This is a genomic window from Bacteroidota bacterium, assembly GCA_016722375.1.
Taxonomy (GTDB): domain Bacteria; phylum Bacteroidota; class Bacteroidia; order Chitinophagales; family LD1; genus Bog-950.
The window spans coordinates 48,458-72,691 of record JADKJG010000002.1 but is presented as its reverse complement, the minus strand read 5'-3'; the positions used below and the strand labels follow the sequence as shown (position 1 = coordinate 72,691).

Here is a 24,234-nt window from a genome sequence, read left to right as displayed (position 1 = left end):
AATTTGCGGAAGTGGTAATGGTTATGAAATGGAAAACCTTTTAAGATTAAACAGTCTTAACTTTATTTTCGGTTGGGCTTTGAGAAGTTATAATAATCCGCCTTTATTCGCGGCTGTTACGGTTTCAGTTAATGGTAAAATCGGATAAAACGTTTTGTAACTTCTGGGGTGACAGCAAGTAATCCCTTTTGTATAACACATTGATTAAAATCTTCAAAATAATTTTAAAAACAGATAATTATGAGTAAAATAATTGTAAACCGACTTGATTATGCACGAATTAAGAAGTGTATAAATGATGCTAAACAATTTAATTCGATAAGTAAAGTTGAATCCGAAAAACTGTTAGCAGAGTTAGACTCGGCTGAAATAGTGGAACCTCAAGCTATTCCTTCAAACGTTGTTACCATGAATTCGATTGTGAAATTGAGTTTTTTAAATAGTAACAAACAGATTCAGTTTCAGATAGTTTACCCTGACCAAGCAAATTTTAAAGAACATAAAATATCCATATTCTCCCCTATTGCAACCGCATTGATAGGTTATAAAGTTGGAGATGAAATAGAATGGATAGTGCCTGCCGGTTTAACTCAATTAAAAATTGATGAAATAGTTTATCAACCCGAAGCAGCAGGTGAGTTTGACCTGTAATTGAATAAGGCAGTTAAATATTTTTGGTCTCCTCCAAAATAAGTTTAGGCTGCCATTGTAACTATTCAAAACTGTATTACTCGTTTTATAGACATGTAGGTTCAAGGCAATGGAAATCGCAATTCAGAAAACAGCGATATTATCATCCAAATCCAAACAGCTTCTTAACAGACTATTGATTTTTTCTGCATTGAAATCCTATTTTATGTTTGCTCCTTTCATCAACAAAGTAGAACTTCGCCCCCAATGAACGATATGAATTATACATCAGAAGATATTTTAAATGCCCTTCGCCATGTGGATGACCCCGATCTTCACAAGGATTTGGTTTCCCTTAATATGATTAGCAATATAGTAGTGGAGCAGGGCAAAGTTAGTTTCAAACTTACGCTGACAACCCCTGCTTGCCCACTCAAAGAAAAAATCAAAAACGATTGCATCAAAGCCATTCAGCAATATGTAAACGCCGATATGAAGGTAGAGATAGACATAGATGCCAATGTCACCTCACTTCGAAATACCAATGTCAACGTGCTGCCTAGTGTCAAAAATATTATCTGTGTTGCTTCCGGCAAAGGAGGAGTTGGGAAGTCCACGGTGGCGGTAAACCTGGCGCTGAGTCTGGCACGCACCGGTGCTAAAGTAGGTTTGATAGATGCTGATATTCACGGGCCATCTATCCCCACCATGTTGGGAGTGAAAGGTAAAAAACCTGAAATCAGGCTTATTAAAGAGAAGCATTTCATGGTTCCACTGGAAGCCGAAGGTATTAAATTGCTCTCTATTGGCTTGTTGGTGGATGAGCGTCAGGCTATCGTTTGGCGCGGACCCATGGTTACCTCTGCGCTGCGCCAATTTGTCACAGATTGTATCTGGGGCAAGCTCGATTATATGATTGTAGATATGCCTCCTGGTACCGGTGATGTGCATATCACCGTAGCGCAAACGCTCAACGTAACCGGTGCAGTGATTGTCACTACGCCACAGGAAGTAGCCCTTGCTGATGCACGAAAAGCTCTTGCTATGTTTCGGTTAGACAGCATCAATGTGCCTATACTGGGCATTGTTGAAAACATGGCCTATTTCACGCCAGAGGAATTGCCGGACAACAAGTATTACATTTTTGGCAAGGGAGGTGGGCAAAAAATGGCCGACGAATATGAAGTACCTCTACTTGGACAGATTCCGTTAGTACAAAGCATTCGCGAAGGAGGAGACACCGGTAAACCGGTGAGTATTTATGGTAGAGATAATATTCAAGTGACCGAGGCTTTTGACGAAATAGCAGAAAACGTAGCCAGACAGGTAGCCATTAAAAATGCTAGCTTCGCTCCTGAAAAACAGAAATCCATTTTATAATGAATCAAAAAAATGTCGCTCATCTTTTGGCTAGAGTGGAAGCATCTCTGGACACCATGCGCCCCTACCTGAACAGCGACGGCGGAAATGTGGAAGTGTTGAAGATTTCGGATGACATGATTGTACATGTGAAACTGTTGGGAGCTTGCAGCGTTTGCCCGCAAAGTTTCATGACCATGAAAGCGGGTATTGAAGATGCTATAAAAAAGGCCGTGCCCGAAATTAAAGGGGTGATGGCTGTGAATCCACAGCCCGTGGACTAATTTTCTTGCTTGAGCATAGAAGATTTTCGTTTATTTTCCAGAACTATTTTTATCGCATAAGCTGGACGGTGAATTGTATATCCCCATTCAGGCTACTAATTTTTAATTCTATTTTTCATTTAACATGATCTCCTGCACCGTTGACCGCGTTCCCGCATGGGTTCCATATCTTGAACCCGGATATCCCAACCGGTTTATATGAGGGCTCAGAATATGGAAACACTACGACCCTATCCGAATAAAAATACCCGGCTTGCATCCTATTCAGGAAATAATGACCTACTGAGGAATAATTAGCAGAACTTCACCAACAACCTTATTCCATCTCAAAGGTTATGAAGGAAACCTAATCGAAATCAAGTCTCATATTCTTTCTACATGAGCTCATATTCTAACTAAAGAAGCTCATTTCCTTTGTAAAGAGTCTCATATTCTTCCTAAAGAAGCTCATATTCTTTGTAAAGAAGCTCATATTCTTTGTAAAGAAGCTCATATTCTCAGAAAAGAGGGCTCATATTCTTCCTAAAGAGGCTCATATTCTCTGAAAAGAAGCTCATATTCTTCGCGTATGATACAAGGCCCGTTTGTAAAAATCAAAAATTCAGGTGAAGAAAAATCTTATTTGTTGCTTGTTTGAATTACCAATAAAATTTATTTATCGTTCTACCCGGCTCCGGTTCCTGTTCCGGCTATACATATAATACAAACCAGCGAAAATCTTAGAACCGGTACCGGTTCTGAAAAATATTTTCTTTATATCCTGAAACCTATTTTGGGTGTTGGTCGTAAAAGACTGTATTCTGGACACCCTTCTATATAAAGCCTTTTGAGGGTCTTGTTCAGGATGCTACTTTCTAAACCTTTCCCCTTCTCGCATCTACCGGTGCGAGTCTTGCCTTGGATGAAACTTTATCATACACTTCATTAAAAGCATGGGTGCATAGAGGCAGTTCTTCGCGCAGTTTGTCATAATCGCTATGGTCAAACATGGTGCGAAACTGTTCGCGGCTCATTAAGGTCTTTGCATAAAGCGCCTGATACCCCTTATTTTCTATCACAAATTTCTCCAGTTCGCGCAAAGCACTCAGACCGTCAAAAGGGCGTTTCATGGGGTTGCCATAAGCGCCCACATCCACAAACATGGGGTCTTTGCTTCCATCCGCCAACTGATATGGATGGATGAAACCCGCCTGTTTTTCGTTGTCATAGATCGCCATGGGAGAAAGCCAGATAGGGTAAATATTGTATTGTTCGTGAAAGTACAGTAAAGACTTTTTGAGATGGACCATAGGCATGAGCATATCCTGCACCACATGGTATGTATCGCGCAGGCGGCGGGTGGTTTCTGTTTCGGTATATTTCAATAAAGGGATTTTGGGCGGCAAAGACCATCCCAACAGATATCGGAACAAGGATTGATTGCTAAACGGAATGATGCTTTCCATTTCCCAAAACAAACCGCGTGTATGCCGGTGGTAATAGTCTCGCAGCGGAATGTATTCGTATCCCGTTTTCTTTTTCAGCAAATATTTTTCTGCATGGCGATAGAAGAAAGGCTTCCAGAAATAGCCAATCGAATTTATTGGAGTATCATCATTTCGTTCATCGGTCAACACACCGGTCATCACCACGGCAGAATTCTGTCCATACATTAATGCTTCTACAAACTGGTTCTTTTCAGTGCCGCGGCTTTCGCGTTCAAATAGTTCAGTCAGTTCATCCAAAGAATAGACGGGTTGATAATGCAATTTGACATACTTCTTTGCCGGAATGATTTTTAGTGTGGCAGAGACCAAGAATCCCAGCGTGCCGTGGCTCCAGGGAATGGCATAGAACAAAGCGACGTTCTCATTTTTGCTGCACTGCGCCACGGTTCCATCTGCCGTCACGATTTCAAACGATTCGCAGATGAATTGAAATAGGCCGTACTTGTGGCTGCTGCTTTCCACGCCAAAGCCGTTAATCAAACCACCGACAGTCAAATCATCCAGTTCGGGCACTACCGGAAGCGTCCATCCTAACGGATTGAGCGTAGCGGTTATTTGTCCCATAGTGGCTAGAGGCTCTACACGCACCACCCGGTGCTGTTCATTCACATCCAGTATATCATGCAGATTCACGGAGATATTGCGGTGAGTCTGTTTATAGCCAGGCACCGAATCGCTCATGGTGAACCATCCGGAACGGGCGGTACAAAGTTTCTGTTCAGAACCTTCTTTTGCCCAATCCATCATTTGTTGTTGCACCCGCTTCACCCGCTCAGTATGTTTGGCAGGCGCACTATGCATCAGGAACACTATTCGATTGCGTGTGTTGAGATAGAAACTATAAACTACAGAAACCGGCAGAAGAAAGATAGTGGCAAAAAGCCCCCGGTGGTAGGTCAGAATGTATTCAAAGAAACTGGAGGGTTTAAATTCATCCTGAGCACTCATATCAAAGGGCATCTATAACTAGGATAGGTAAAAATCTATACAATTATAGAAAAGAATTTTCGAATTTGCGTCGAAATAGCCGAGAAACCGCTTTGTATCAATCCGGTCAAAAACCTGAAGGCGCTAGTGATAAACGATTCTACTTAGAACGAACTTAGCCCCCCCTCATCTTAAAACTCCATTGAATCTTGAAACGAGCAATGGTTTCACCGCTCTCGGTTACTCCGGTGGTTAGGGCGTCGAAGGTTTGCCCCTCTCCTGTCAGGATTGCTTTTTCAACGGTATGGGTTATTTCCTGTCCTTGAAGGCAGGTGAAGGTGCTTAGGCCGGTGGCCTTTTTCATAAAATCCGCTTCGGCATGGGTCACCAACATCGCGACAGAAGGATTCTTAGGCGCAACCGCCAGCAGTGAGGGAATGCCGGTACTGATTTCGGCCGTCATGGCTAAAACAGCAAAATAGGTGGAGCGAAAAGGGTTTTGGTTCAGCCATTTGTAAGGAACGGTTATGCTGCATTGATTCGCATCAAAATGTTTTATGCGAACCCCTGCGAAAAAGGCCATCGGCAGTTTGCCAAGCAAAAACATCCGAAACATAAATGGATTGTTTACAAGACGAGTTAGCTTTTCATCGGTTTTGATTCGGGCAGTCTGATATTGTTGGAGCAGTTCTTCTGGCGACATGGCGACTAATTATTCGTCAAAGCAATGAAATCAAAGCAATTAATCAGCATCCGCAGCTATTGGATTCATTTCTCAATTCCGATAATTCGTTTAGGTTTGCCTCATAGTCAAAAAAAGAATCAATAACAATAAAAAAATAGAATTTATGGCAGAAAAAATAACTGTAAGCAGAGGAAAACTGAAAGTGCCTAATGAACCAATTATTCCATTCATCGAGGGCGATGGAACCGGTCCAGATATCTGGCAAGCATCCGTTCGTGTATTGGATGCTGCGGTAGAAGCGGCTTATAAAGGCAAAAAGAAAATTGAATGGAAAGAGGTGTTGGCGGGAGAAAAGAGTTTTAAAAAGACGGGTAGTTGGTTGCCCGATGAAACGCTCGATGCCTTTAAAGAATATCTGGTGGGTATGAAGGGACCTCTCACCACACCCATAGGTGGCGGTATCCGTTCGCTCAATGTGGCCTTGCGTCAAATTCTTGATTTATATGTTTGTCTCCGTCCGGTTCGTTACTATGCCGGAACACCTTCTCCGGTGAAACATCCTGAAAAGGTAAGCATGGTTATCTTCCGTGAAAACACCGAGGATATTTATGCCGGTATTGAATTTGCAGCCGGAAGCAAAGAGGCGGCAGACATACTTCATTTTCTAAAGAGAAAGTATGAAAAGGATTATAGCAAAATTCGTTTTGGAGATAAAAAGAAAGCAAAGCAGTACTTGAAGGCTGCCCGCCTTGCCGATGATGAACCGGAGGTGATGGTAGGTGTAGGCATCAAGCCGGTCTCTAAAATTGGCTCGCAACGGTTAATTCGTTCTGCTATTGAATATGCCATCCTTCATAACGAGCCTACGGTTACCTTGGTTCACAAAGGAAACATCATGAAGTTTACCGAGGGTGCTTTCCGCGATTGGGGTTATCAATTGGCAGAGAGCGAGTTTGGAGATAAAACTTATACCTGGGCTACTTGGGAGAAAACCAAGAAAGAAAAAGGCGAAGTGGTTGCTAATCTGGAAATGAAAGCAGCGAAAGAGGCAGGGAAAGTTATTATCAAGGATGCCATTGCCGATATAGCCTTGCAACAAGTACTTACGCGCCCCGATGATTTCGATGTCATTGCTACCCTCAACCTCAATGGAGATTATCTCTCTGATGCGCTAGCAGCACAAGTGGGAGGAATCGGTATTGCTCCGGGAGCGAATATTAACTACGTCACCGGTCATGCAATTTTTGAAGCGACACACGGCACTGCTCCTAAATATGCAGGGCTGGACAAAGTAAATCCAGGCTCTGTCATTCTTTCCGGAGCTATGATGTTTGAATACTTAGGATGGGATAAAGCGGCGAAGTTGATTCACCATGGTTTGGAAAGCGCTATTGCCGGCAAGCGGGTTACTTATGATTTCGCCCGCCAAATGGAGGGAGCTACTGAGATCAAATGCAGCGAGTTTGCCGATGAAATCATCAAGAGGTTCTGATAAAACAAAATAAAAAAGGGGCGCCGATGGCGCCCCTTTTTTTATGTCTATACCTTTCGGTTTAGAAGATTCTTTTAATTACTGGATTAGCATTTTTTGTTTCATCTCTCAAAGGAACGCTCTGGTCAATTGGACCTGGTTCAAAGCGAAGCTCAGAGAATTTAGACAAGCGACTACCAATTTGCATATCAGCAACATTGCAGGTAATGCTCCATTGGAAGCTAACGTTAGATGCCCCTCCGTTTAGCTCCACTACATCAAAGCCGGTAGTTGTTTTGTTGGTAACAAAAACACCTTTGCAATCTCCTTCCAACTGAACAAAAACTCTTAAAGGATGTTGTTCGTTGATAGCAACATTCTTAGCCAAGATAGGGTCAATATCAATATGCACTTTACCATTCACCAACTTCCCCTGTCCGTAATCCTGAAAGTAGAACTCAGGAGTTTCAGGAGCATGCAGCGTAACTGGTTTTCCATTTAGGTCAGGCACACAGGTAGAAACCGTGCTGGCTGTGTTGCTCCAAATCTTATAATGTGTTCCTAATGTAGAAAATGCTTCCACCAAAGTAGTTGAAGAAGTTCCTCCTGCACCATCACCAGCAACAAAATAGCCTCCGGCTGTTTGTCCAGAAGTTGCATTTTGAAAGCCCGACACCCCATAAGATTTTCCAATGAACGCGCCACCGGAGCCATCAATAGGCGCGCCACCTACTGCATTGTTCGACCGCCCCACCACACCATAAGAGGTAGTGACGTTATCTGCACGTCCATATACTCCATAGCCCTGAGAAGCAGATGCAAAACCATAAGCACCTGTCAAAGTGCCATAAGATGCAGAACCTGCGCCTCCGTTAGGAAACAAATAAGTCTGCACATTATTGCCAATAGCCAGAACCCCGGTTCCACCAGGATTCAAGTTAGCTCCATAAACACCTACACCTAACGATTGTTGTGTAGCTCCAAACATTCCGTGTCCACTGCCTGTACCAGCCGCTACTATATTTTGAGCAGCTACTCCAATTCCATTTGCGTTTGAATTTGAAATAACAGCAATTGAATTTGGATTAGTTCCAGTAACATTTAAAGGAAAGGCAGGCGTAGCCGTTCCAATTCCTACATTACCAGTTCCTGAAAAAGCCAGATCAAAACCACTTAAAGGAATCGAAGTAGCATGTGTAAGCGCACCTCCCAATTCTATATTAGAAGAAGCTATCTGTACACCGTTGATAGCAGTTATTGAAGCTGTTCCTGAAGGCCCCGTTGCGCCGGTTGCACCAGTAACTCCTGTCGCGCCGGTGGCACCAACCCCTGTAGGGCCTTGGGGTCCCGTATTACCTATTGCTCCTGTTGCGCCAACAGAACCTGTTGGGCCTGCCGGACCTTGAATTCCAACTCCTGTAGCTCCTGTATTACCCATTGGACCTGTTGCGCCTGTAGCTCCGTTTGTTCCATTTATTCCGTTTGCACCAGATGGGCCTGTAGCACCGGTGGCACCGTTCAACCCGGTAGGGCCAGTAGGTCCAGTGGCTCCTCCCCCACTTCCGCTAGTCCCCGTTGGACCAGTAGGGCCAGTCGGGCCAGTAGGGCCTGTATTACCAACTAATCCATTAGCACCCGTTGGACCTGTTACCCCATTGGCCCCTGTGGGACCAACTGCACCCGTAGCACCGGTAGCACCAGGCTCTCCGCTTGGCCCAACCAATCCTGTAGCGCCTGTAGCTCCTGTAGCTCCACCACCGCTTCCAGTCTCGCCGGTTGGTCCTGTAGGACCAGTAGCTCCTGTAGAACCGGCAGTACTATTTGCTGCAAACAAGGCATAAGGAACGCTCAATAATTGCGTAGAACCCATATCTGTGTAATTAATTCCACCGGCAGGGTCTAATTGAACTTGTAAATATTTAGGACCATTGCCCCAATTGACTGTAGCCAGATTGCCTCCCTGACCAACCGGGAGACTGATTAAACCAAACTTATTGGTCGTGGCGCTGACCACCTCCTGATAAACCACCGGACCTTGGTCCGTCTGGTCATGTATCAGTAATCTAATCGAAACAACAGTGCCCGCCGCTAAAGGCTCTCCAGCCGCATTACGAACCACTGCTTGATAATTCATTAATTGTGGAGCCTGAGCCCAAGTTGTATAGCCTATAGCACATAGCACAATTACAAGTAAGTAAGATTTCATTTTCATGTTTTTATTTTTTTTGAGAACCGCAAAAATAAGAAGATATGGGTCTTAATGAAATCGGACAAAAAGTAGGCCAAATACCGTTCAGAACAAAGATGAAACCACCTAGTAGACTGCGATATTCTTACAATGGCATATTTCTATAAGCTACAACACTTGTCCTCCGTCTTCCCTATTTGGTTCCCTTGTTAAAAGCCACCCGTCTGTCCGCGCTGCTTTTTAGCCTAGTTCCAATCTTTACAAATTCATACCAGATTACTGATATGACCCCTATTCCAATACAAGTCAATAACTGGGAGATATTAAGTGCCTCAAATTCGAAGAAGGTGGTCAGTGGCGGCACAAATAATAATAGCCCGGTGATAGTTATTGTAATGGCAATAATCAGCAGAACCAGATTGTTTTTGTATCTCAAAGTGGTGAAGATTGAATAGTAAAAAGAACGATTAACAAGGGTCAAAAATATATTGGCAGCTATTAAAACAGTAAACACCATAGTTCGTGTAAGGGCCTCATCGAATCCTTGGTATATTGAATATTGGTAAGCGAATAGAGTGCCGGCTGTAATGGCAATACCCTGAATGATGCTTGTTGTCAGTTCTTTCCAACTGAAAAATATAGTTGTAAAAGGTCGAGGCTTTTGAAGCATGGTATTTTTCTCCATGGGTTCATTTTCAAAGAGGATGGAACAGGTTGGCCCCATGATCAATTCTAAAAAAATGATGTGTACCGGCGAAAATATATTCGGATAAACCCAACCTAAAGCCAATGGAATAAAAACGGTCAGGATAATAGGTATGTGAATGGATATAATGTATTGAATTGCCTTTTTAAGATTGGCATAAATTCTTCTGCCCATTGCAACCGCCTCTACCATTTTTGACAAATCATCTTCTACCAGAATCAGCGAAGCTGCCTGTTTGGCAATTTCGGTACCCTTCTTTCCCATAGCTATACCAATATGCGCGGCTTTCAAGGCGGGTCCGTCGTTTACGCCATCGCCCGTCATGGCCACTATCTGATTGTCCGCTTTTAAGGCATTAATAATTCTCAGTTTCGCGTCCGGAAACATTCTGGTAAAAATGTTGATGTGCATCACCTTCTCCTGCAATTCTTCTTCAGATAATTTCATCAGTTCATCTCCCGAAAGACTGTGTTCAAAACCTTTAAAGGCTATTTGCTTTGCAATGGCTGTGGTTGTTTCAGCATAGTCGCCTGTAATTATTTTTACGGCGATACCGGCCTTATAAAAATCATCCAATACTTTGTTGATATTCTTCTTAGGTGGATCGTAAAAGGCTACAATCCCCTTAAACCTAAATTGAAATTCTTGCTGTGTTGCAGGGAAATCGTTGCCTGTAAAATCACTTTCGCCAACACCCAAAACCCGGTAACCCTCATTGGTGATGGTTTGTATTGCTTCAATAATTTGTTCTATCTCTGCTTTCGACAAATTGGAAACATTCATCAATGCTTCGGGCGCACCCTTGGCAGCTATAATCCTTTGTCCCAAATTGTTTTCAAAGATATGCGTCATCATGGGTGGTTTTCCGCCCAATGGATATTCATGAATCATTTTAAAGTTTCGCCGTTCGTCTTCTGTATGCAAATCGTTGTAGGCATGATGCAAGGCTACTTCCATAGGGTCGAATGGAATAGGTTCACTCGCCCACATGGCCATTTTTATCAACGCTTTTTCATCTTCATTAGCCGCAACAGGATTAGCTATTCTTTGCGAAGCGAGCGAAAACACTTTCGCCAAACTCATTTTGTTTTCAGTGATCGTTCCCGTTTTGTCAACGCAAATAACCGTGGCAGAACCCAATGTCTCCACTGTCTTCATCTGTTTGACCACTACTCCCGTCTTCATTAACCGCCAGGCACCCAGTGCCATAAACGTGGTGAATGCCATCGGAATCTCTTCAGGCAAAATGCTCATAGCCAGCGTAAGCGCCTTGAGCAAACTATCTAATACACTATAAGAACGAAAATAATTGATAGCCCAAACCACCGCGAAGACTATGGCACCGGCTATCACTAACTTTTTTACAAAGTCGCCTATCTGCAACTCTAACGGTGTCTTTTCTTCTTTAATGCTTTCAAGGCTTTTCCCAATTTTACCTAATCTGGTTAGGTTGCCAATTTCAGTGATGGTAACAATAGCCAAACCACTGGCAACGGTTGTGCCTTTAAAAATCAAATTATCTTCCTTGTCTTTATCTTTAAAAACCGGTAGAGATTCTCCGGTGAGGATAGATTCGTTTACCGAAAAATCATTGGAATGAACAATAATTCCATCGGCTGTAATGGAAGTCCCTTCTTCCACTATCAAACTATCACCAACAACTAAGTCTTCGCTTTTTATCTCCTCCGTTTGACCATTTCTAATCACTTTACAATTAGCTTGCGTAAAGCTCTTTAGCTTTTGCAAGGCATTACGGCTTCTTGAATCCTGAAAGAGGGAAATTACGGAAACAATAATAATGGCCGATGAAAGAAATATCCCATCGCCTGTTTTCCCGCTTATAAAATAAATCAGTGCGGCAACCAATAACAAAATAATCATTGGCTCTTTTGCCAATTTTCCTATTACATCTAAAACCCTGTTTTGTTGTTGGTAGTCTAATGTGTTTCGCCCAAATTTTTTCCTTGCAAGGATTACCTGTTCGTTTGTTAAACCTTTTATGTTGAAATTATCTACAGGCATGGGCAACTTCTATCTTGAAACAATTACGTGCTTTTCTATTCATACAAATATGGCTTATTGTCATAAGCCATTTGTCTTACGTTTTCTATCACTCTTTTCATATAAGGCCTCCAGAACATATTGGCAAACAACCAGTTTAATGGGTAAAGCAACGCAACATTAGAATGCAAGTTATACGAATAGTCTATTAATATTTTATTGGGTTCAAGCTCTGTTGTTTTCCATTGTCCAACAAATTTATACAAGCCTAGCATCCATGACTGAAACTCACTTACTTCTATTGTCCAGTACTTGTTTTCAACGCGTTCAATTACTCTGTCAATCGAAGCAAATCCTCCCTTTTGAGAAATTGATTTTGCAGCAAATATCTTCTTACTGCTACCTATTTGTCCCCAGTTTTCATCATCTGTGCAATGTGTTACCTTTGGCATAATACCAAACCCTGTGTGTACTTTTGAAACATCACAAAGCATTGGTGTTTTAAAAGCCCTTTCTAATGAGCATACGTAAATAGTCATAATTTCAACTTTTACGATCATATTCTAAGTGCTGTTTGCTTCATTCTGATTTTATTGGGTCATTCTATATCTCCCCCATTGCATAGTCTCTTTTTCTAAAAATATATTCATAAAAAGGGACTCTGCGCTATGGAATTTACTACTGTTTCACTATCCTTTTGCTCCATTCACCCGAGATGGTCTTTGCCTTACAATAATAAACGCCGCTTGGGAAGGTGGATAAATCCAATTCAATATTTTCAGACGAATCATTGTTTGCCTCCTTCACAAGCAATCCGGTAATTGAATAAAGACGGATTCTTTTTACATCTGTAGGCAATCCAGACAGCCTAAAGATTCCAGAGGAAGGATTTGGATAAACAGAAAAAGTTTTTTCTGCTTCATCAATAATCACCGATGGAACCATGGGTTCTATTAACCGAATAGCATGATTATTATAATCGCATACATACACCTTGTTGCCAGAGTTATCTGCCACCACGCCGCGCGGGTATCTGAAAGCCGCCAATGAATCTACATCATCAAAATAGTCCTGAACGCCCGAACCGGCGAAAGTGCTTACAGAATAATCACTCAAATTTACCTTGCGAATCCGGTTGCCAAAAGTTTCGCCTATCAGCAATTCGTTACTTAGAGTATTTACAAACAGTTCTGTAGGCGTATTCAGCAATGCCACGGAACTGTCCCCGTTGGCAAAACCTCCGTTGCCATTACCGGTTGCGCCTGTGCCGCATACGCCGGATACAATTCTGTCGATACTAATTTTACGAATGCGGTGATTATAGGCATCAGCTACATAAATATTGCCTGTATGGTCAATCGCCAATCCCGATGGTGTATGAAAACGAGCCGCCGTATCCAAGCCATCTTTTAAATCTCCGATGCTTCCAACACCCATTGAGGTTCCGCCTCCGGCATAGGTACTCACCATACCCGACTTACTGATTTTTCGGATGCGGTGGTTCCAACTATCCGACACATAAACATTGCCCGCCGTGTCCACACAAATGCCTCGTGGGTAATCAAATTGGGCGCTACCCGCCGGACCGTCAACATATCCCTCAATGCCACTTCCTGCAATAGTAGAGACTACACCGGTGAAAGAGATTTTGCGAATCCGGTGATTAGAGAAATCTGATACAAATACATTTCCTGAATCATCCACACAAACATTGGAAGGGCTATAGAATTGAGCCGAATCTCTCATTCCATCTTTAGCCCCGGCGACTCCGGTTCCGGCCAGAGTACTCACCAATCCGGTTACAGTATTTACTTTTCGGATGCAGTTATTACCCCCATCGGCAATGAAGAGATTATCGTTTTTATCAATACACATACCGAATGGCTGCCTGAACCGTGCATCATACAATGTCCCGTTCACAAAGCCCTGTAACCCATTTCCGGCATAAGTAGAAACATAGTTTTGCGGATAGGCGAGGAAAGAAGTGAATAGTAAAATTGCAGAAAGGAATATCTTAATTATTTCCATACTCCAAAAATAACTAAAACCAAGAACAGGGATATATATCCTCAACCGATTCCATTTGATGGACCAGGGGAAGACTTTTTTGCCAGATAATAATTGCGCTAATGTTTCCGATTCAAACTTCTCGTCGTCCAATCCTTCTTTCTTCTTTTCTTTCATAACTGTATCAAATTTACTTTTTGACACAGTTTAGTGAACAGAATCGGATTTCACATTAACAAAGGGGCTTTTCACATTAACAAAGAGAGATTTCACACTAACATAGAGGCTTTTCACACTAACAAAGAGAGATTTCACACTAACATAGGGGTTTTTCACACTAACAAAGAGAGATTTCACACTAACATAGAGGCTTTTCACACTAACATAGAGAGATTTCACACTAACATAGAGGCTTTTCACACTAACAAAGAGAGATTTCACACTAACATAGGGGCTTTTCACACTAACAAAGAGAGATTTCACACTAACATAGGGGCTTTTCACACTAACAAAGAGAGATTTCACACTAACATAGGGACTTTTCACACTAACAAAGAGAGATTTCACACTAACATAGGGGCTTTTCACACTAACAAAGAGAGATTTCACACTAACAAAATGTGGGGGGGGGGTGAAAAAATATTGAGTTCAAATCTGATCTTATAACCTCACCCCCCAAAAAACGAATCAACCCTCAAAATTATCGTTTGACCTCTCTACCTATTTGTTTCTACTTCAAAATATCCATTGGCTTGGGATATTATTAAGATTTTGGGGGATTGGCAGGTGCTTTGGGGAGATTACTTGAAAATGGAAACCCTTCACAACATTGGCGATCCTAATCAAACCATCCGCTCCACGTCCCCACTTAACAATCTTTTTATCCCCCTCGTGAAATGAAATAAACTAAATTCGTTTTTATCGCATCGGATTTAAAATAAACACACTCGAAAATATGGTTAAAAAGATTGTTATTGGTTTCGCAGCACTTATAGTTTTGCTCGTAGGAGCAGTGATAGCTGTGCCTTTTCTATTTAAAGACAAAATCAACGCCACGCTGAAAGAGGAAATCAATAAGCAGGTGAATGCCAAGGTAGATTATGGCGATTTCAGCCTTTCGCTCCTGCGCAGCTTTCCGAATTTCAATTTTTCGTTGAATGATTTGAGCGTTATTGGCATGAACGAGTTTAAGGGAGACACGCTGCTCTATGTCAAGAATTTCGCGTTTACTATTGACCTGATGAGTGTGATTAAAGGAGAAAAATACAAGCTCCTCGCGCTGAATGTTAAGGAGCCTTATGTACATGCGGTGGTGAACCCGGAGGGCAAAACCAACTGGGATATCATGAAAGATTCAGGAGAGAAAAAACTCCATGATGATGAAGCGGGCAATTTTTCGTTAGAGATAAAGAAGTATAAAATTGAGAAAGGAATGATTGTTTATGAAGATAAACAAGAAAACAGTTCGGCACTTTTAAATGGGTTCAATTTTGAAGGAAGTGGAAATGTTGCGAACGATTTGTATGACTTCCTGATTAAAAGCGACATCGCCGAGTTGACCTATAAAAGTGGTGTCGTTCCATACCTGAACAAAGTACACCTGAATGCGAACGTGCAGCTCGCAGTTGATAACCAAAAAAGCAAATACACTTTCCGCGAAAATTTAATCACCCTGAATGATTTGGGTTTGCAGTTCGATGGCTTTGTAGAGCTGAAGGAAAAAGAAACCGTCATGGATTTGAAGTTCAAATCGAAAAAGACAGAGTTCAAGAGCCTGCTATCGCTCATTCCTGCTATTTATAAAAAGGACTTCGACAAGGTGAAAACCAGCGGCAGTCTGGCTTTGGAAGGCAGCGCCAAAGGAAGCTATCTGGATGAAAACTATCCGGCACTCAATCTGAAGTTGAATGTGAATAATGGTATGTTCCAGTATCCCGACCTACCGGTACCGGTAAAGAACATATTCATAGCGAGTAACATCGTTAAACCACAGGGTAGTTTAGACCTAATCACGATAGATATTTCCAAACTTCATTTGGAGGCAGGCACAGACCCGATAGACGGAAAGGTATTTATCAAAACACCGATGAGTAATCCCGATGTAGCAGCTAACATCACCGGCAAGGTGAACCTGAGCAATGTCCCAAAATTGTATCCTATGGAGGGACTCAAAAGTATTTCGGGCTTGATGAATCTAAATCTGGATTTCAAGGGAAAGAAGAGCGATTTAGACAACAAGAACTACGAAGCCATCCGCGCAGCAGGAAATCTGAAAATCGCCAACTTGGTGTATGACAGCAAGGAAACCCCCATGCCGGTGCGTATTCCGGATATGCAGATGACCTTCAATCCAAGAAACATTACGCTCAATAGTTTCAGCGCCGTATTGGGCAAAAGCGATTTTAATGCAACGGGAACGCTCGATAATTTTATGGCCTATTCCTTCGGGAAAGGAGATTTATCAGGAACCATCACTCTTCGTTCTGCCAATTTCGATGCGAATGAATGGCTGCAAAAAGATAAGACAGCGGGTAGCAGCACAAATGCTGCGACTACACAATATTTCCAGGTGCCGAAGAATATTGATTTTACAGCTAACTCCAGTTTTGGAAAAATTCTGTATGAAAAACTGGTGTTAGAGAATGTGAAAGGACAGGTAGTGATTAAAGATGAAACCATCTACCTGAACGACCTTTTTGCGAATTTACTGGGAGGCAACGCTACTATCTCTGCTCAATATAAAACCAAAAACATGAGCCATCCAGAGGTGACTTTTAATTATGACGTGAAGAATTTTGACATTCAAAAGACTTATCAAAACGTGGGGATGTCGGGCAAAATGGCCCCGGTTATGAAACATATCGAGGGTAATTTCTCCAGTAATTTGAAGGGCAGTGGAAAATTGGATCAGAACATGGACGTGGATTATCAGTCGCTGAATGGAGAAGGAACAGTCGAAATCCCTTATGCGAAGATTACCGGTATGCCGGCTCTTTCTGAGATTTCAAAAATCGGCAAGATACCTGCGCTTCAAAATTTGGAGTTAAAAAATGCAGTAACGAGTTTGAAATTCAACGACGGAAAGGTGAACGTGAAGCCGACAGATTTAAAGTTTGGCAACGGTTACAATATGCACCTGGAAGGAACGAACGGCTTTGACCAAAGTATTAACTACGACATGCGTCTGGATGTTCCTACCAAGGAATTGGGACAAGCAGGCGCTGTAGCTCAAAATTATCTTTCGCAAATTCCCGGCTTGAAAGCGTCGCTTCCCGAAACGTTGGGTTTTCTGTTTAAGATAACCGGAACGATGGCGAAGCCTCAGGTGAAACTGACGAAGATGCTTAGCGGTGGCAAAAGCACCGGTGATATGGTGAAAGATGCTGCCGGAGATTTGAAAAAGCAAGCCGAAGAACAAGTCAAACAAAAAGCCGATGAGTTGAAGGCAAAGGCGGAAGATGAATTGCAAAAACAAAAAGTCGAAGCCGAACGAAAAGCAAAGGAAGCGATAGATAAAGCGAAAAACGATGCACTGGGTAAAGCAAAAAAAGAAGCGGAAGAAAAGGCGAAGAAGCTATTCAAAATTCCGCGCTGATTAAAGAAAAAATTAGTTTTGGACGATATGCAGGAAAAGGAAATTAAACTTACGATCAAGACTTATAAAACCATCAGTGAACTTTCAGAACAAGACCAAGATTTATTAAAATCAGCAGTAGAAGCGCTGCCTCATTCCTATTCTCCCTATTCAAACTATAAAGTGGCTGCTGCTATCTTGCTCGAAAATGGGAAAATAGTTACAGGCACTAATCAGGAAAACGCCTCTTATCCGGCAGGTATTTGTGCCGAAGGAACAGCCTTGAGTGTGGCTGCTGCACTTTATCCCGGAGTGGGAATGAAGCAGATAGCGATTACGGCAAAGAGCGGCACTCACCTTGTTGACCATCCGGTAGCACCTTGTGGTATTTGCCGTCAAAGAATCTTTGAATATGAAACGAGATTTGAATAAGATATTGAAGTCCTGATGATGGGGGAACAGGGCGAAATCTACTGTGTGAAATCCATTAAAGATTTATTGCCTCTAGCCTTTTCTAAAAAAGATTTGTAAAATAATTCTACTCCATTATGTCTAAATCAAGACGGCAAAGACTCCGCGAATTAATTGAAACCAGTGAAGGAGATATCACGAAGATCAACGAATTCTTTACGGAGAATATTAGTGATGATGAGCTGTTAACACTGATTTTGAATACCTCTCAGGATAAGGAAGTTTCTTTCGGCGAAAGTCTTGCTGATAAAGTTGCAGAGTTTGGAGGCAGTTGGACTTTTATTATTACTTTCTTCGGATTACTCACTACTTGGATTCTGATCAATGTTTACTTATTAGCCCAGACAGCTTTCGACCCCTATCCATTTATTCTTCTAAATCTAATCTTGTCGTGTTTGGCAGCTATTCAGGCTCCCATTATCATGATGAGTCAAAATAGGAAAGAAGATAAGGACCGAAAACGTGCACAAAACGACTACTTAATAAATCTGAAGGCAGAATTGGAAATCAAGAATCTCCAATTGAACATGAAAAATCTATTTGAGATTCAAAAAAAACAGATGCAAATGCTTGAAAAACTAATGAGTAGAAACGATTCTAAAATTGGTTAGAAAGAGTATGACTCAAATCCAATCGTTCGAAGCCTATCTAAATGATTATCGAAAAAGTGTGGAACACCCTGAAGAGTTTTGGGGTGAAGTGGCGGAAGATTTCTTTTGGAAAAAGAAATGGAATAAAGTTCTCGACTGGAATTTCACCGAACCTAGCATCAAGTGGTTTGAGGGCGCTGAGTTAAATCTTTCCGAAAACTGCTTAGATCGTCATCTGACATCAAGAGGAAACCAAACCGCTATCATCTGGGAGCCCAACGACCCTAACGAGCCATATCGGACGCTAACCTATAAACAGCTCCATATAGAAGTTTGTCGTTTTGCCAATGTTCTAAAGAACCTAAAGGTAAACAAAGGTGACCGGGTGTGTATTTATATGCCCATGATTCCTGAAGCTGCGGTGGCGATGTTAGCATGCGCACGCATCGGGGCTATTCATTCTGTCGTATTCGCAGGCTTTTCTGCCAATTCCCTAATAGACCGAATCAATGATTCTCAATGTAGTTTGGTGATTACCGCCGATGCAGTATTTAGGGGTGAAAAGAAGATTGAACTAAAAAAAATAGTGGATGAGGCTTTGTCCGAGACTCCTTCTATCAAAAATTGTATTGTCTTTAACCATCGCCAATCGTCCGTGAAAATGAAAGAGGGGCGCGATATCTGGTGGCATGATTTGATTCAGGGGGTTTCTTCTTTTCATGCAGCAGAAACGATGAGTGCCGAAGACCCACTCTTTATTCTTTATACATCCGGCTCTACCGGCAAGCCTAAAGGGATGCTCCATACCACCGCCGGCTATATGGTTTATGCTGCTTATACCTTCGAGAACATATTCAACTATCAAGATGGAGAAGTGTTTTGCTGTACTGCTGATATTGGCTGGGTAACGGGACATACCTATCTTATCTATGGCCCCTTGTTGAATGGCGCTACGACTATTATGTTTGAAGGGGTTCCTAACTATCCTGACCACGGAAGGTTCTGGGAATTGGTGGACAAGCATTGGGTTAATATTTTTTATATCGCTCCTACTGCCATTCGCTCTCTACAGGCGAAAGGCGAAGAGATATTCAAGAACAAAAATCTTTCCTCACTTCGGGTTTTGGGCACGGTTGGAGAGCCGATCAACGAAGAAGCTTGGCAATGGTATCACGAAAATGTGGGTAAAAAGAATTGTCCTATTGTAGATACTTGGTGGCAAACCGAAACCGGTGGTGCACTGATTTCACCGATTGCAACCGTTACTCGGCTAAAGCCAACTTATGCAACGCTTCCGCTGCCCGGTATTCAACCGGTGTTGATGGATGAGTTGGGAGAAGAAATTATCGGTAACAGTGTGGAAGGTAACCTCTGTATCAAGTTCCCTTGGCCCGGAATGGCACGAACTGTTTTTGGCGACCACGAGCGCTTTCGGCAAACATATTTCAGCACTTACAAAGGTTATTACTTTACCGGTGATGGTTGTCGAAGAGACGACGATGGATATTATCGAATCACCGGCCGGGTGGATGATGTAATTAATGTTTCCGGCCATCGTATCGGTACCGGCGAGGTAGAAGATGCCATTGATGAACATGGTCTGGTAGTGGAAAGTGCTGTAGTGGGCTATCCGCATGACATCAAGGGGCAGGGCATTTATGCCTTCGTAATTTGTAATCGTGATGTACGGGTTAAAGATTTTGAGTCCTTTCAAATGGAGATTAGAAATCACGTCAGCAAGATAATCGGCCCTTTTGCACGGCCCGACAAAATACAAATAGTGAAAGGCCTGCCCAAAACCCGCAGCGGTAAAATCATGCGCCGGATTCTCCGAAAGATTGCCGAAGGAAACACTACTGATTTTGGAGATACTACGACTCTGCTCGATCCCTCTGTGGTGGAAGAGATTGTTAAAGGAGTATAAGAACGTCCTTTACATTAAACTTTGCATTTCATCCTCTGTCCTACCTTCAAAATTAATAACCATGAAAAAGCAAATCGTTTTCAGCATTGCGTTTCTACTATTGAGCATAGGTACTTTAATGGCTCAGCCTCGTCCGCACGATCTTCCTGCACAGCATCGGGAAATGCGCCATGACCGTGGTCAGGTTCGCCACGACCAAAAAGATATCCGCCATAACCATCGTAACGGACATGGGCAGGGAGAAGCTAGAGATCATCGCAAATTGCGAAGCTACAAAGGAGAGCGTCGTCATGGCCACCGGGCTTTGCGTCATGACCGCAGAAGTAATGGCGGTAGTATAGCCCGATAATCGTCTAAATGGAATTCCGTTAAAGGGCTTGATTTAAACAACCACGTTGATAATCCTGCCCTTGACGAAGATGAATTTCTTAGGAGGATTGCCGTTCGTCCATTTCTTGATTGCATCTAAGGCTAACACCTGATGTTCTGCTTCTTGAGGTGTAATATCTAAGGAGAGGCTGATTTCAGCACGTACCTTTCCGTTCACCGAAACACCGTAGGTGTGGCTGTCTTCTACCAGATATTTTTCTTCAATCTTCGGATAAGAGGCGAGATGGATACTTTCTTTGTGTCCCAATCTTTCCCATAGTTCTTCAGTAGTGAATGGGGCAAATGGGGCAAGCGCGATCAATAAAAGTTCGAGAATATCTCGCTTGTGGCAATTCATGGCAGACAATTCATTGGCGGCAATCATAAATGCGGAGATGCAGGTGTTGAAGTTCAATCGTTCGATATCGTCAGCAATCTTTTTGAGGGTTTTGTGGAGAACTTTTAGTTCAGCAACCTCAGCCTCCGGTCCCTTCTCTGAAGGAGAGGGGGAGCCAGCACCTTCGATTAGGGGTTCATATAATCTCCAAAACTTTTTGAGGAAGTTAGATACTCCACTAATACCCTTGTCGTCCCAAGGCTTGGATTGTTCAATAGGCCCTAAGAACATCTCAAACATTCGGAAGCAGTCAGCACCGTGTTTCTCGATTACATCGTCGGGGTTGATGACGTTGTATTTGGACTTGGACATTTTTTCGGGGTCCTCTCCACAGATATATTTTCCGCGATCATTAAGAACCAATATCGCATTCTTTCCTAAGCGCGAATGTTTGACAAACTCCTCTAATATTAGTTCCCTTTCTTGTTTCTCCCCAAATGCAACTAATTCTATTTCTACATTAATAGGAGAAATAGAATTAGAATTTACTTTTAGACCGGATGCGGAAAATCCTAACTTTTCAGAAAGGGCTTTAGCTTCACTTATTGCTATATTAAATTTTTCAGTATCTAAAGTATCAAATGTTCCTGATTTATTTTTGTCATAATATTCCTTAGAAACGTAAATTACAGGAAGGTCAATCCCCATTGTATTCTCACCTTCCAACCGAGTTTCCGTGTACGAATAATTCATCCTATAAACAAAATCGCTCCTTCCCTGTATCATCCCCTGATTCACCAACTTCTTAAAAGGTTCATCAGTTTTTACATAACCTAAGTCATATAGAAACTTGTGCCACATACGGGCATAGAGCAAATGGCCTACGGCATGTTCTGCACCACCGAAGTACACATCCACATTCTGCCAATAATCTATATTTTCTTTAGACGCAAACTCCTGATCATTCTTCGGATCCATGTAGCGCAAGAAGTACCAACTACTGCCTGCATATCCGGGCATGATGTCAGTTTCGTAATGGTTCTTCACCCAGTCGGCGTTGTTGGCCAACGGCGCGCGACCATCGCCGGTGGGTTTGAAGGAGGTGACATCGGGGAGGATTAAGGGCAGCTGGTTTTCGTCGAGGGGTATTGGAATCTCTATCACCTCCCTAAACCCCTCCGAAGGAGGGACTTTAGCAGCCGCCTCATCTTCATCATGTTGTCTTTCCGGCAAAGAGTTTAGAGTTGATTGTACCTTTTTAATAACACTGTCTACATCACCTATAACTTCTTTATTTTCAAATCTAATCACTGTATAGCCAAGTGTTTCTAAGTCTTCAGTTCGAAGTTTATCATCTTCTTGTTGTTTCAAATGAATCCCGCCATCAATCTCAACGATTAAGCCTTTTTGCAGACAAACAAAATCTGGAATATACCGGTCCACTGCCTTCGGAATTTATATCCGGTTTGTTTGTTCTTTAATCTATCCCAAATAATTTGCTCTGCCTCGGTAGGATTCTTCCTGTTTTCCTTGGCTAATTCCAGATTATGCTCCCAAGTTTGACCGTCAGCCGTGTGATATCTCGGCTGTTTATTTTCCCCTCCTTCGGAGGGGTTAGGGGAGGTGGTGTATTTTATCGGGAAAGGTTCTCCCCAATAGCGCTGCCTACTGAAACTGGCATCTCGTTGCTTATAATTGACCTTCTTCTCTCCTATTCCGCGTCTTTCAATTTCTGATATGATAGACTGGATAGCCTCCTTCACCTCCATTCCATTCAGTATACCAGAGTTAATTAGCTTACCAAGTTTATCCTCCATTTTAGCATTAGGATACATGCTTCGATCAACGACATCTATAATAGGCAGGTCAAACTTCTCGGCAAACTTCCGGTCGCGCTCGTCATCAGCAGGAACAGCCATAATAGCACCGGTACCATAACCTGCCAATACGTATTCAGCAATATATATAGGAATTGGCTTTTCAGTAAATGGATTTATAGCATAAGAACCGGTAAAGGCACCCGTCACTTTCTTCTCTTGCTGACGATCTACATCGCTACGGCTTTTTACGTACGTAATGTATTCGTCTATTTCTGTTTTTTGTTCTTTAGTAGTTAGAACATCCACTAAATCATGTTCTGGCGCAATGACCATAAAAGTAGCACCGAAGATGGTATCGGGGCGAGTAGTGAAGACAGTAAGTGTCTCCCTAAATCCCTCCGAAGGAGGGACTTTAGCAGCCATCTTTTTATCCCGATTAATCGTCGTTTGGGAAAGGTGAAAATTCACCAGTGCCCCTTCAGAGCGGCCAATCCAATTCCTTTGCATGTCCTTCATGCTTTCGGTCCAATCCAGATTTTCTAATCCTTCTAACAATCTGTCTGAATATTCAGTGATGCGGAGAAACCATTGGCGCATCTTTTTTCGTTCTACAGGATGGCCACCACGTTCGCTCTTGCCGTCTTTAACCTCATCGTTGGCTAGCACCGTCCCAAGCGCCGCACACCAGTTCACTTCGGCATAAGAAATATAAGCAAGACGATAGCCCATCAGCACCTTTTGCTGTTCAGATTCGCTTAATTCATCCCATTTTTTTTCCTTTCCTTCTGTGGTGAACTGTGAACCCTCAACCGTGAACTTCTCAATCAAACTTTCAATAGCTTCTGCTTTATCCTTTTCACGGTTGTACCAACTATTGAACAACTTCAGGAATATCCATTGTGTCCATTTGTAATAACTCGGGTCGCAGGTCTTTACTTCACGACTCCAGTCAAAACTAAATCCGATTTTATCCAACTGTTCCCGGTAACGCTTAACAGCTTTCTCCGTAGTAACCGCCGGATGTGTACCGGTCTCGATTGCATATTGTTCGGCAGGGATTCCAAAAGCATCATATCCCATCGGATGCAATACATTGAATCCTTTCATGCGTTTATACCTTGCATAAATATCGCTGGCTACATAACCAAGAGGATGGCCGACATGTAAACCCGAACCGCTGGGATAAGGAAACATATCCAGCACATAAAACTTAGGCTTCGAAGAATCTTCTGTTACTTTATAAAGTCCGTTCTTTTCCCAGACCCCCTTCCACTTTACCTCAATTTCACTGAATTTGTACTCCATTATATATCTCGCTTATTGAGGCATCAAAATAAACCGAATTTCAACACGGCGCAAAGATGAAGAGAAGCTATGTAGATTTGATGTAGCTACTAATCCGCC

General features: G+C 42.5%; 16 protein-coding genes and 1 pseudogene. 9 read left to right on the top strand and 8 right to left on the bottom strand.

All coding sequences use genetic code 11. The annotated features are described in order from the left end of the window. The first annotated feature begins 240 nt into the window (after positions 1–240). The 3 genes from rnk to IPP77_02215 all read left to right on the top strand — a co-directional run bounded on the left by rnk (position 241) and on the right by IPP77_02215 (position 2,273). A complete protein-coding gene (gene rnk / locus IPP77_02225) occupies positions 241–651 on the top strand; it encodes a nucleoside diphosphate kinase regulator (GenBank protein ID MBL0308531.1) in 411 nt (136 codons plus the stop codon). 255 nt (positions 652–906) lie between these two features. Beyond that, positions 907–2,010 (top strand): Mrp/NBP35 family ATP-binding protein, encoded by a 1,104-nt coding sequence (locus tag IPP77_02220; GenBank protein ID MBL0308530.1) that lies wholly within the window; start codon positions 907–909, stop codon positions 2,008–2,010. Further along, positions 2,010–2,273: a NifU family protein gene (locus tag IPP77_02215; protein ID MBL0308529.1), complete on the top strand. Its 264-nt coding sequence runs from the start codon at positions 2,010–2,012 to the stop codon at positions 2,271–2,273. The genes IPP77_02220 and IPP77_02215 overlap by 1 nt, the downstream gene beginning before the upstream one ends. 854 nt (positions 2,274–3,127) lie before the next feature. Here IPP77_02215 and IPP77_02210 read toward each other — a convergent pair. Then, a complete protein-coding gene (locus IPP77_02210) occupies positions 3,128–4,720 on the bottom strand; it encodes an FAD-binding oxidoreductase (GenBank protein ID MBL0308528.1) in 1,593 nt (530 codons plus the stop codon). A 142-nt stretch (positions 4,721–4,862) separates the two neighbouring features. After that, the gene (locus IPP77_02205) at positions 4,863–5,390 is read right to left on the bottom strand and encodes a DUF4442 domain-containing protein (protein MBL0308527.1); all 528 of its coding nucleotides are present in this window, start codon (positions 5,388–5,390) and stop codon (positions 4,863–4,865) included. A 145-nt stretch (positions 5,391–5,535) separates the two neighbouring features. On the opposite strand from IPP77_02205, the gene icd reads away from it, so the two are divergent. Beyond that, a complete protein-coding gene (gene icd, locus IPP77_02200; GenBank protein ID MBL0308526.1) occupies positions 5,536–6,864 on the top strand; it encodes an NADP-dependent isocitrate dehydrogenase in 1,329 nt (442 codons plus the stop codon). Positions 6,865–6,925: 61 nt separating this feature from the next. Here icd and IPP77_02195 read toward each other — a convergent pair whose 3' ends face one another. The 4 genes from IPP77_02195 to IPP77_02180 all read right to left on the bottom strand — a co-directional run bounded on the left by IPP77_02195 (position 6,926) and on the right by IPP77_02180 (position 13,922). Beyond that, positions 6,926–8,713, bottom strand: coding sequence for a collagen-like protein (locus IPP77_02195; GenBank protein ID MBL0308525.1), 1,788 nt, complete (start codon positions 8,711–8,713; stop codon positions 6,926–6,928). 511 nt (positions 8,714–9,224) lie between these two features. Next, positions 9,225–11,759 carry a cation-translocating P-type ATPase gene (locus IPP77_02190; GenBank protein MBL0308524.1) on the bottom strand — a complete coding sequence of 845 codons (2,535 nt, stop codon included), beginning with the start codon at positions 11,757–11,759 and terminating at the stop codon, positions 9,225–9,227. A 35-nt stretch (positions 11,760–11,794) separates the two neighbouring features. Continuing rightward, complete coding sequence (locus IPP77_02185) at positions 11,795–12,277, bottom strand: hypothetical protein (protein MBL0308523.1); 483 nt, start codon at positions 12,275–12,277, stop codon at positions 11,795–11,797. 139 nt (positions 12,278–12,416) lie between these two features. Continuing rightward, positions 12,417–13,922: a T9SS type A sorting domain-containing protein gene (locus IPP77_02180; protein MBL0308522.1), complete on the bottom strand. Its 1,506-nt coding sequence runs from the start codon at positions 13,920–13,922 to the stop codon at positions 12,417–12,419. A gap of 778 nt (positions 13,923–14,700) precedes the next feature. On the opposite strand from IPP77_02180, the gene IPP77_02175 reads away from it, so the two are divergent. The 5 genes and pseudogenes from IPP77_02175 to IPP77_02155 all read left to right on the top strand — a co-directional run bounded on the left by IPP77_02175 (position 14,701) and on the right by IPP77_02155 (position 20,653). Further along, positions 14,701–17,340 carry a hypothetical protein gene (locus IPP77_02175; GenBank protein MBL0308521.1) on the top strand — a complete coding sequence of 880 codons (2,640 nt, stop codon included), beginning with the start codon at positions 14,701–14,703 and terminating at the stop codon, positions 17,338–17,340. Positions 17,341–17,367: 27 nt separating this feature from the next. Further along, a pseudogene (gene cdd, locus IPP77_02170) lies at positions 17,368–17,850 on the top strand (cytidine deaminase). A gap of 17 nt (positions 17,851–17,867) precedes the next feature. After that, positions 17,868–18,401, top strand: coding sequence for a DUF1003 domain-containing protein (locus IPP77_02165; GenBank protein ID MBL0308520.1), 534 nt, complete (start codon positions 17,868–17,870; stop codon positions 18,399–18,401). Between the two features lie 7 nt (positions 18,402–18,408). Beyond that, positions 18,409–20,304 (top strand): acetate--CoA ligase, encoded by a 1,896-nt coding sequence (gene acs / locus IPP77_02160; protein ID MBL0308519.1) that lies wholly within the window; start codon positions 18,409–18,411, stop codon positions 20,302–20,304. 61 nt (positions 20,305–20,365) lie between these two features. Then, a complete protein-coding gene (locus IPP77_02155) occupies positions 20,366–20,653 on the top strand; it encodes a hypothetical protein (GenBank protein MBL0308518.1) in 288 nt (95 codons plus the stop codon). A gap of 33 nt (positions 20,654–20,686) precedes the next feature. Here IPP77_02155 and IPP77_02150 read toward each other — a convergent pair whose 3' ends face one another. Together IPP77_02150 and IPP77_02145 are read right to left on the bottom strand one after the other, a co-directional pair. Continuing rightward, on the bottom strand, positions 20,687–22,453 hold the full coding sequence (locus IPP77_02150) for a DUF559 domain-containing protein (GenBank protein ID MBL0308517.1): 1,767 nt from the start codon (positions 22,451–22,453) through the stop codon (positions 20,687–20,689). Continuing rightward, a complete protein-coding gene (locus IPP77_02145) occupies positions 22,408–24,135 on the bottom strand; it encodes a leucine--tRNA ligase (GenBank protein ID MBL0308516.1) in 1,728 nt (575 codons plus the stop codon). The genes IPP77_02150 and IPP77_02145 overlap by 46 nt, the downstream gene beginning before the upstream one ends. Positions 24,136–24,234: the final 99 nt, after the last annotated feature.

What these genes read in the sequence shown, in the direction of transcription:
- rnk (MBL0308531.1), top strand. Translation starts at nt 241, where the DNA reads ATGAGTAAAATAATTGTAAACCGACTTGATTATGCACGAATTAAGAAG.
- IPP77_02220 (MBL0308530.1), top strand. Translation starts at nt 907, where the DNA reads ATGAATTATACATCAGAAGATATTTTAAATGCCCTTCGCCATGTGGAT.
- IPP77_02215 (MBL0308529.1), top strand. Translation starts at nt 2,010, where the DNA reads ATGAATCAAAAAAATGTCGCTCATCTTTTGGCTAGAGTGGAAGCATCT.
- IPP77_02210 (MBL0308528.1), bottom strand. Translation starts at nt 4,720, where the DNA reads ATGCCCTTTGATATGAGTGCTCAGGATGAATTTAAACCCTCCAGTTTC.
- IPP77_02205 (MBL0308527.1), bottom strand. Translation starts at nt 5,390, where the DNA reads ATGTCGCCAGAAGAACTGCTCCAACAATATCAGACTGCCCGAATCAAA.
- icd (MBL0308526.1), top strand. Translation starts at nt 5,536, where the DNA reads ATGGCAGAAAAAATAACTGTAAGCAGAGGAAAACTGAAAGTGCCTAAT.
- IPP77_02195 (MBL0308525.1), bottom strand. Translation starts at nt 8,713, where the DNA reads ATGGGTTCTACGCAATTATTGAGCGTTCCTTATGCCTTGTTTGCAGCA.
- IPP77_02190 (MBL0308524.1), bottom strand. Translation starts at nt 11,759, where the DNA reads ATGCCTGTAGATAATTTCAACATAAAAGGTTTAACAAACGAACAGGTA.
- IPP77_02185 (MBL0308523.1), bottom strand. Translation starts at nt 12,277, where the DNA reads ATGACTATTTACGTATGCTCATTAGAAAGGGCTTTTAAAACACCAATG.
- IPP77_02180 (MBL0308522.1), bottom strand. Translation starts at nt 13,922, where the DNA reads ATGAAAGAAAAGAAGAAAGAAGGATTGGACGACGAGAAGTTTGAATCG.
- IPP77_02175 (MBL0308521.1), top strand. Translation starts at nt 14,701, where the DNA reads ATGGTTAAAAAGATTGTTATTGGTTTCGCAGCACTTATAGTTTTGCTC.
- IPP77_02165 (MBL0308520.1), top strand. Translation starts at nt 17,868, where the DNA reads ATGTCTAAATCAAGACGGCAAAGACTCCGCGAATTAATTGAAACCAGT.
- acs (MBL0308519.1), top strand. Translation starts at nt 18,409, where the DNA reads ATGACTCAAATCCAATCGTTCGAAGCCTATCTAAATGATTATCGAAAA.
- IPP77_02155 (MBL0308518.1), top strand. Translation starts at nt 20,366, where the DNA reads ATGAAAAAGCAAATCGTTTTCAGCATTGCGTTTCTACTATTGAGCATA.
- IPP77_02145 (MBL0308516.1), bottom strand. Translation starts at nt 24,135, where the DNA reads ATGGAGTACAAATTCAGTGAAATTGAGGTAAAGTGGAAGGGGGTCTGG.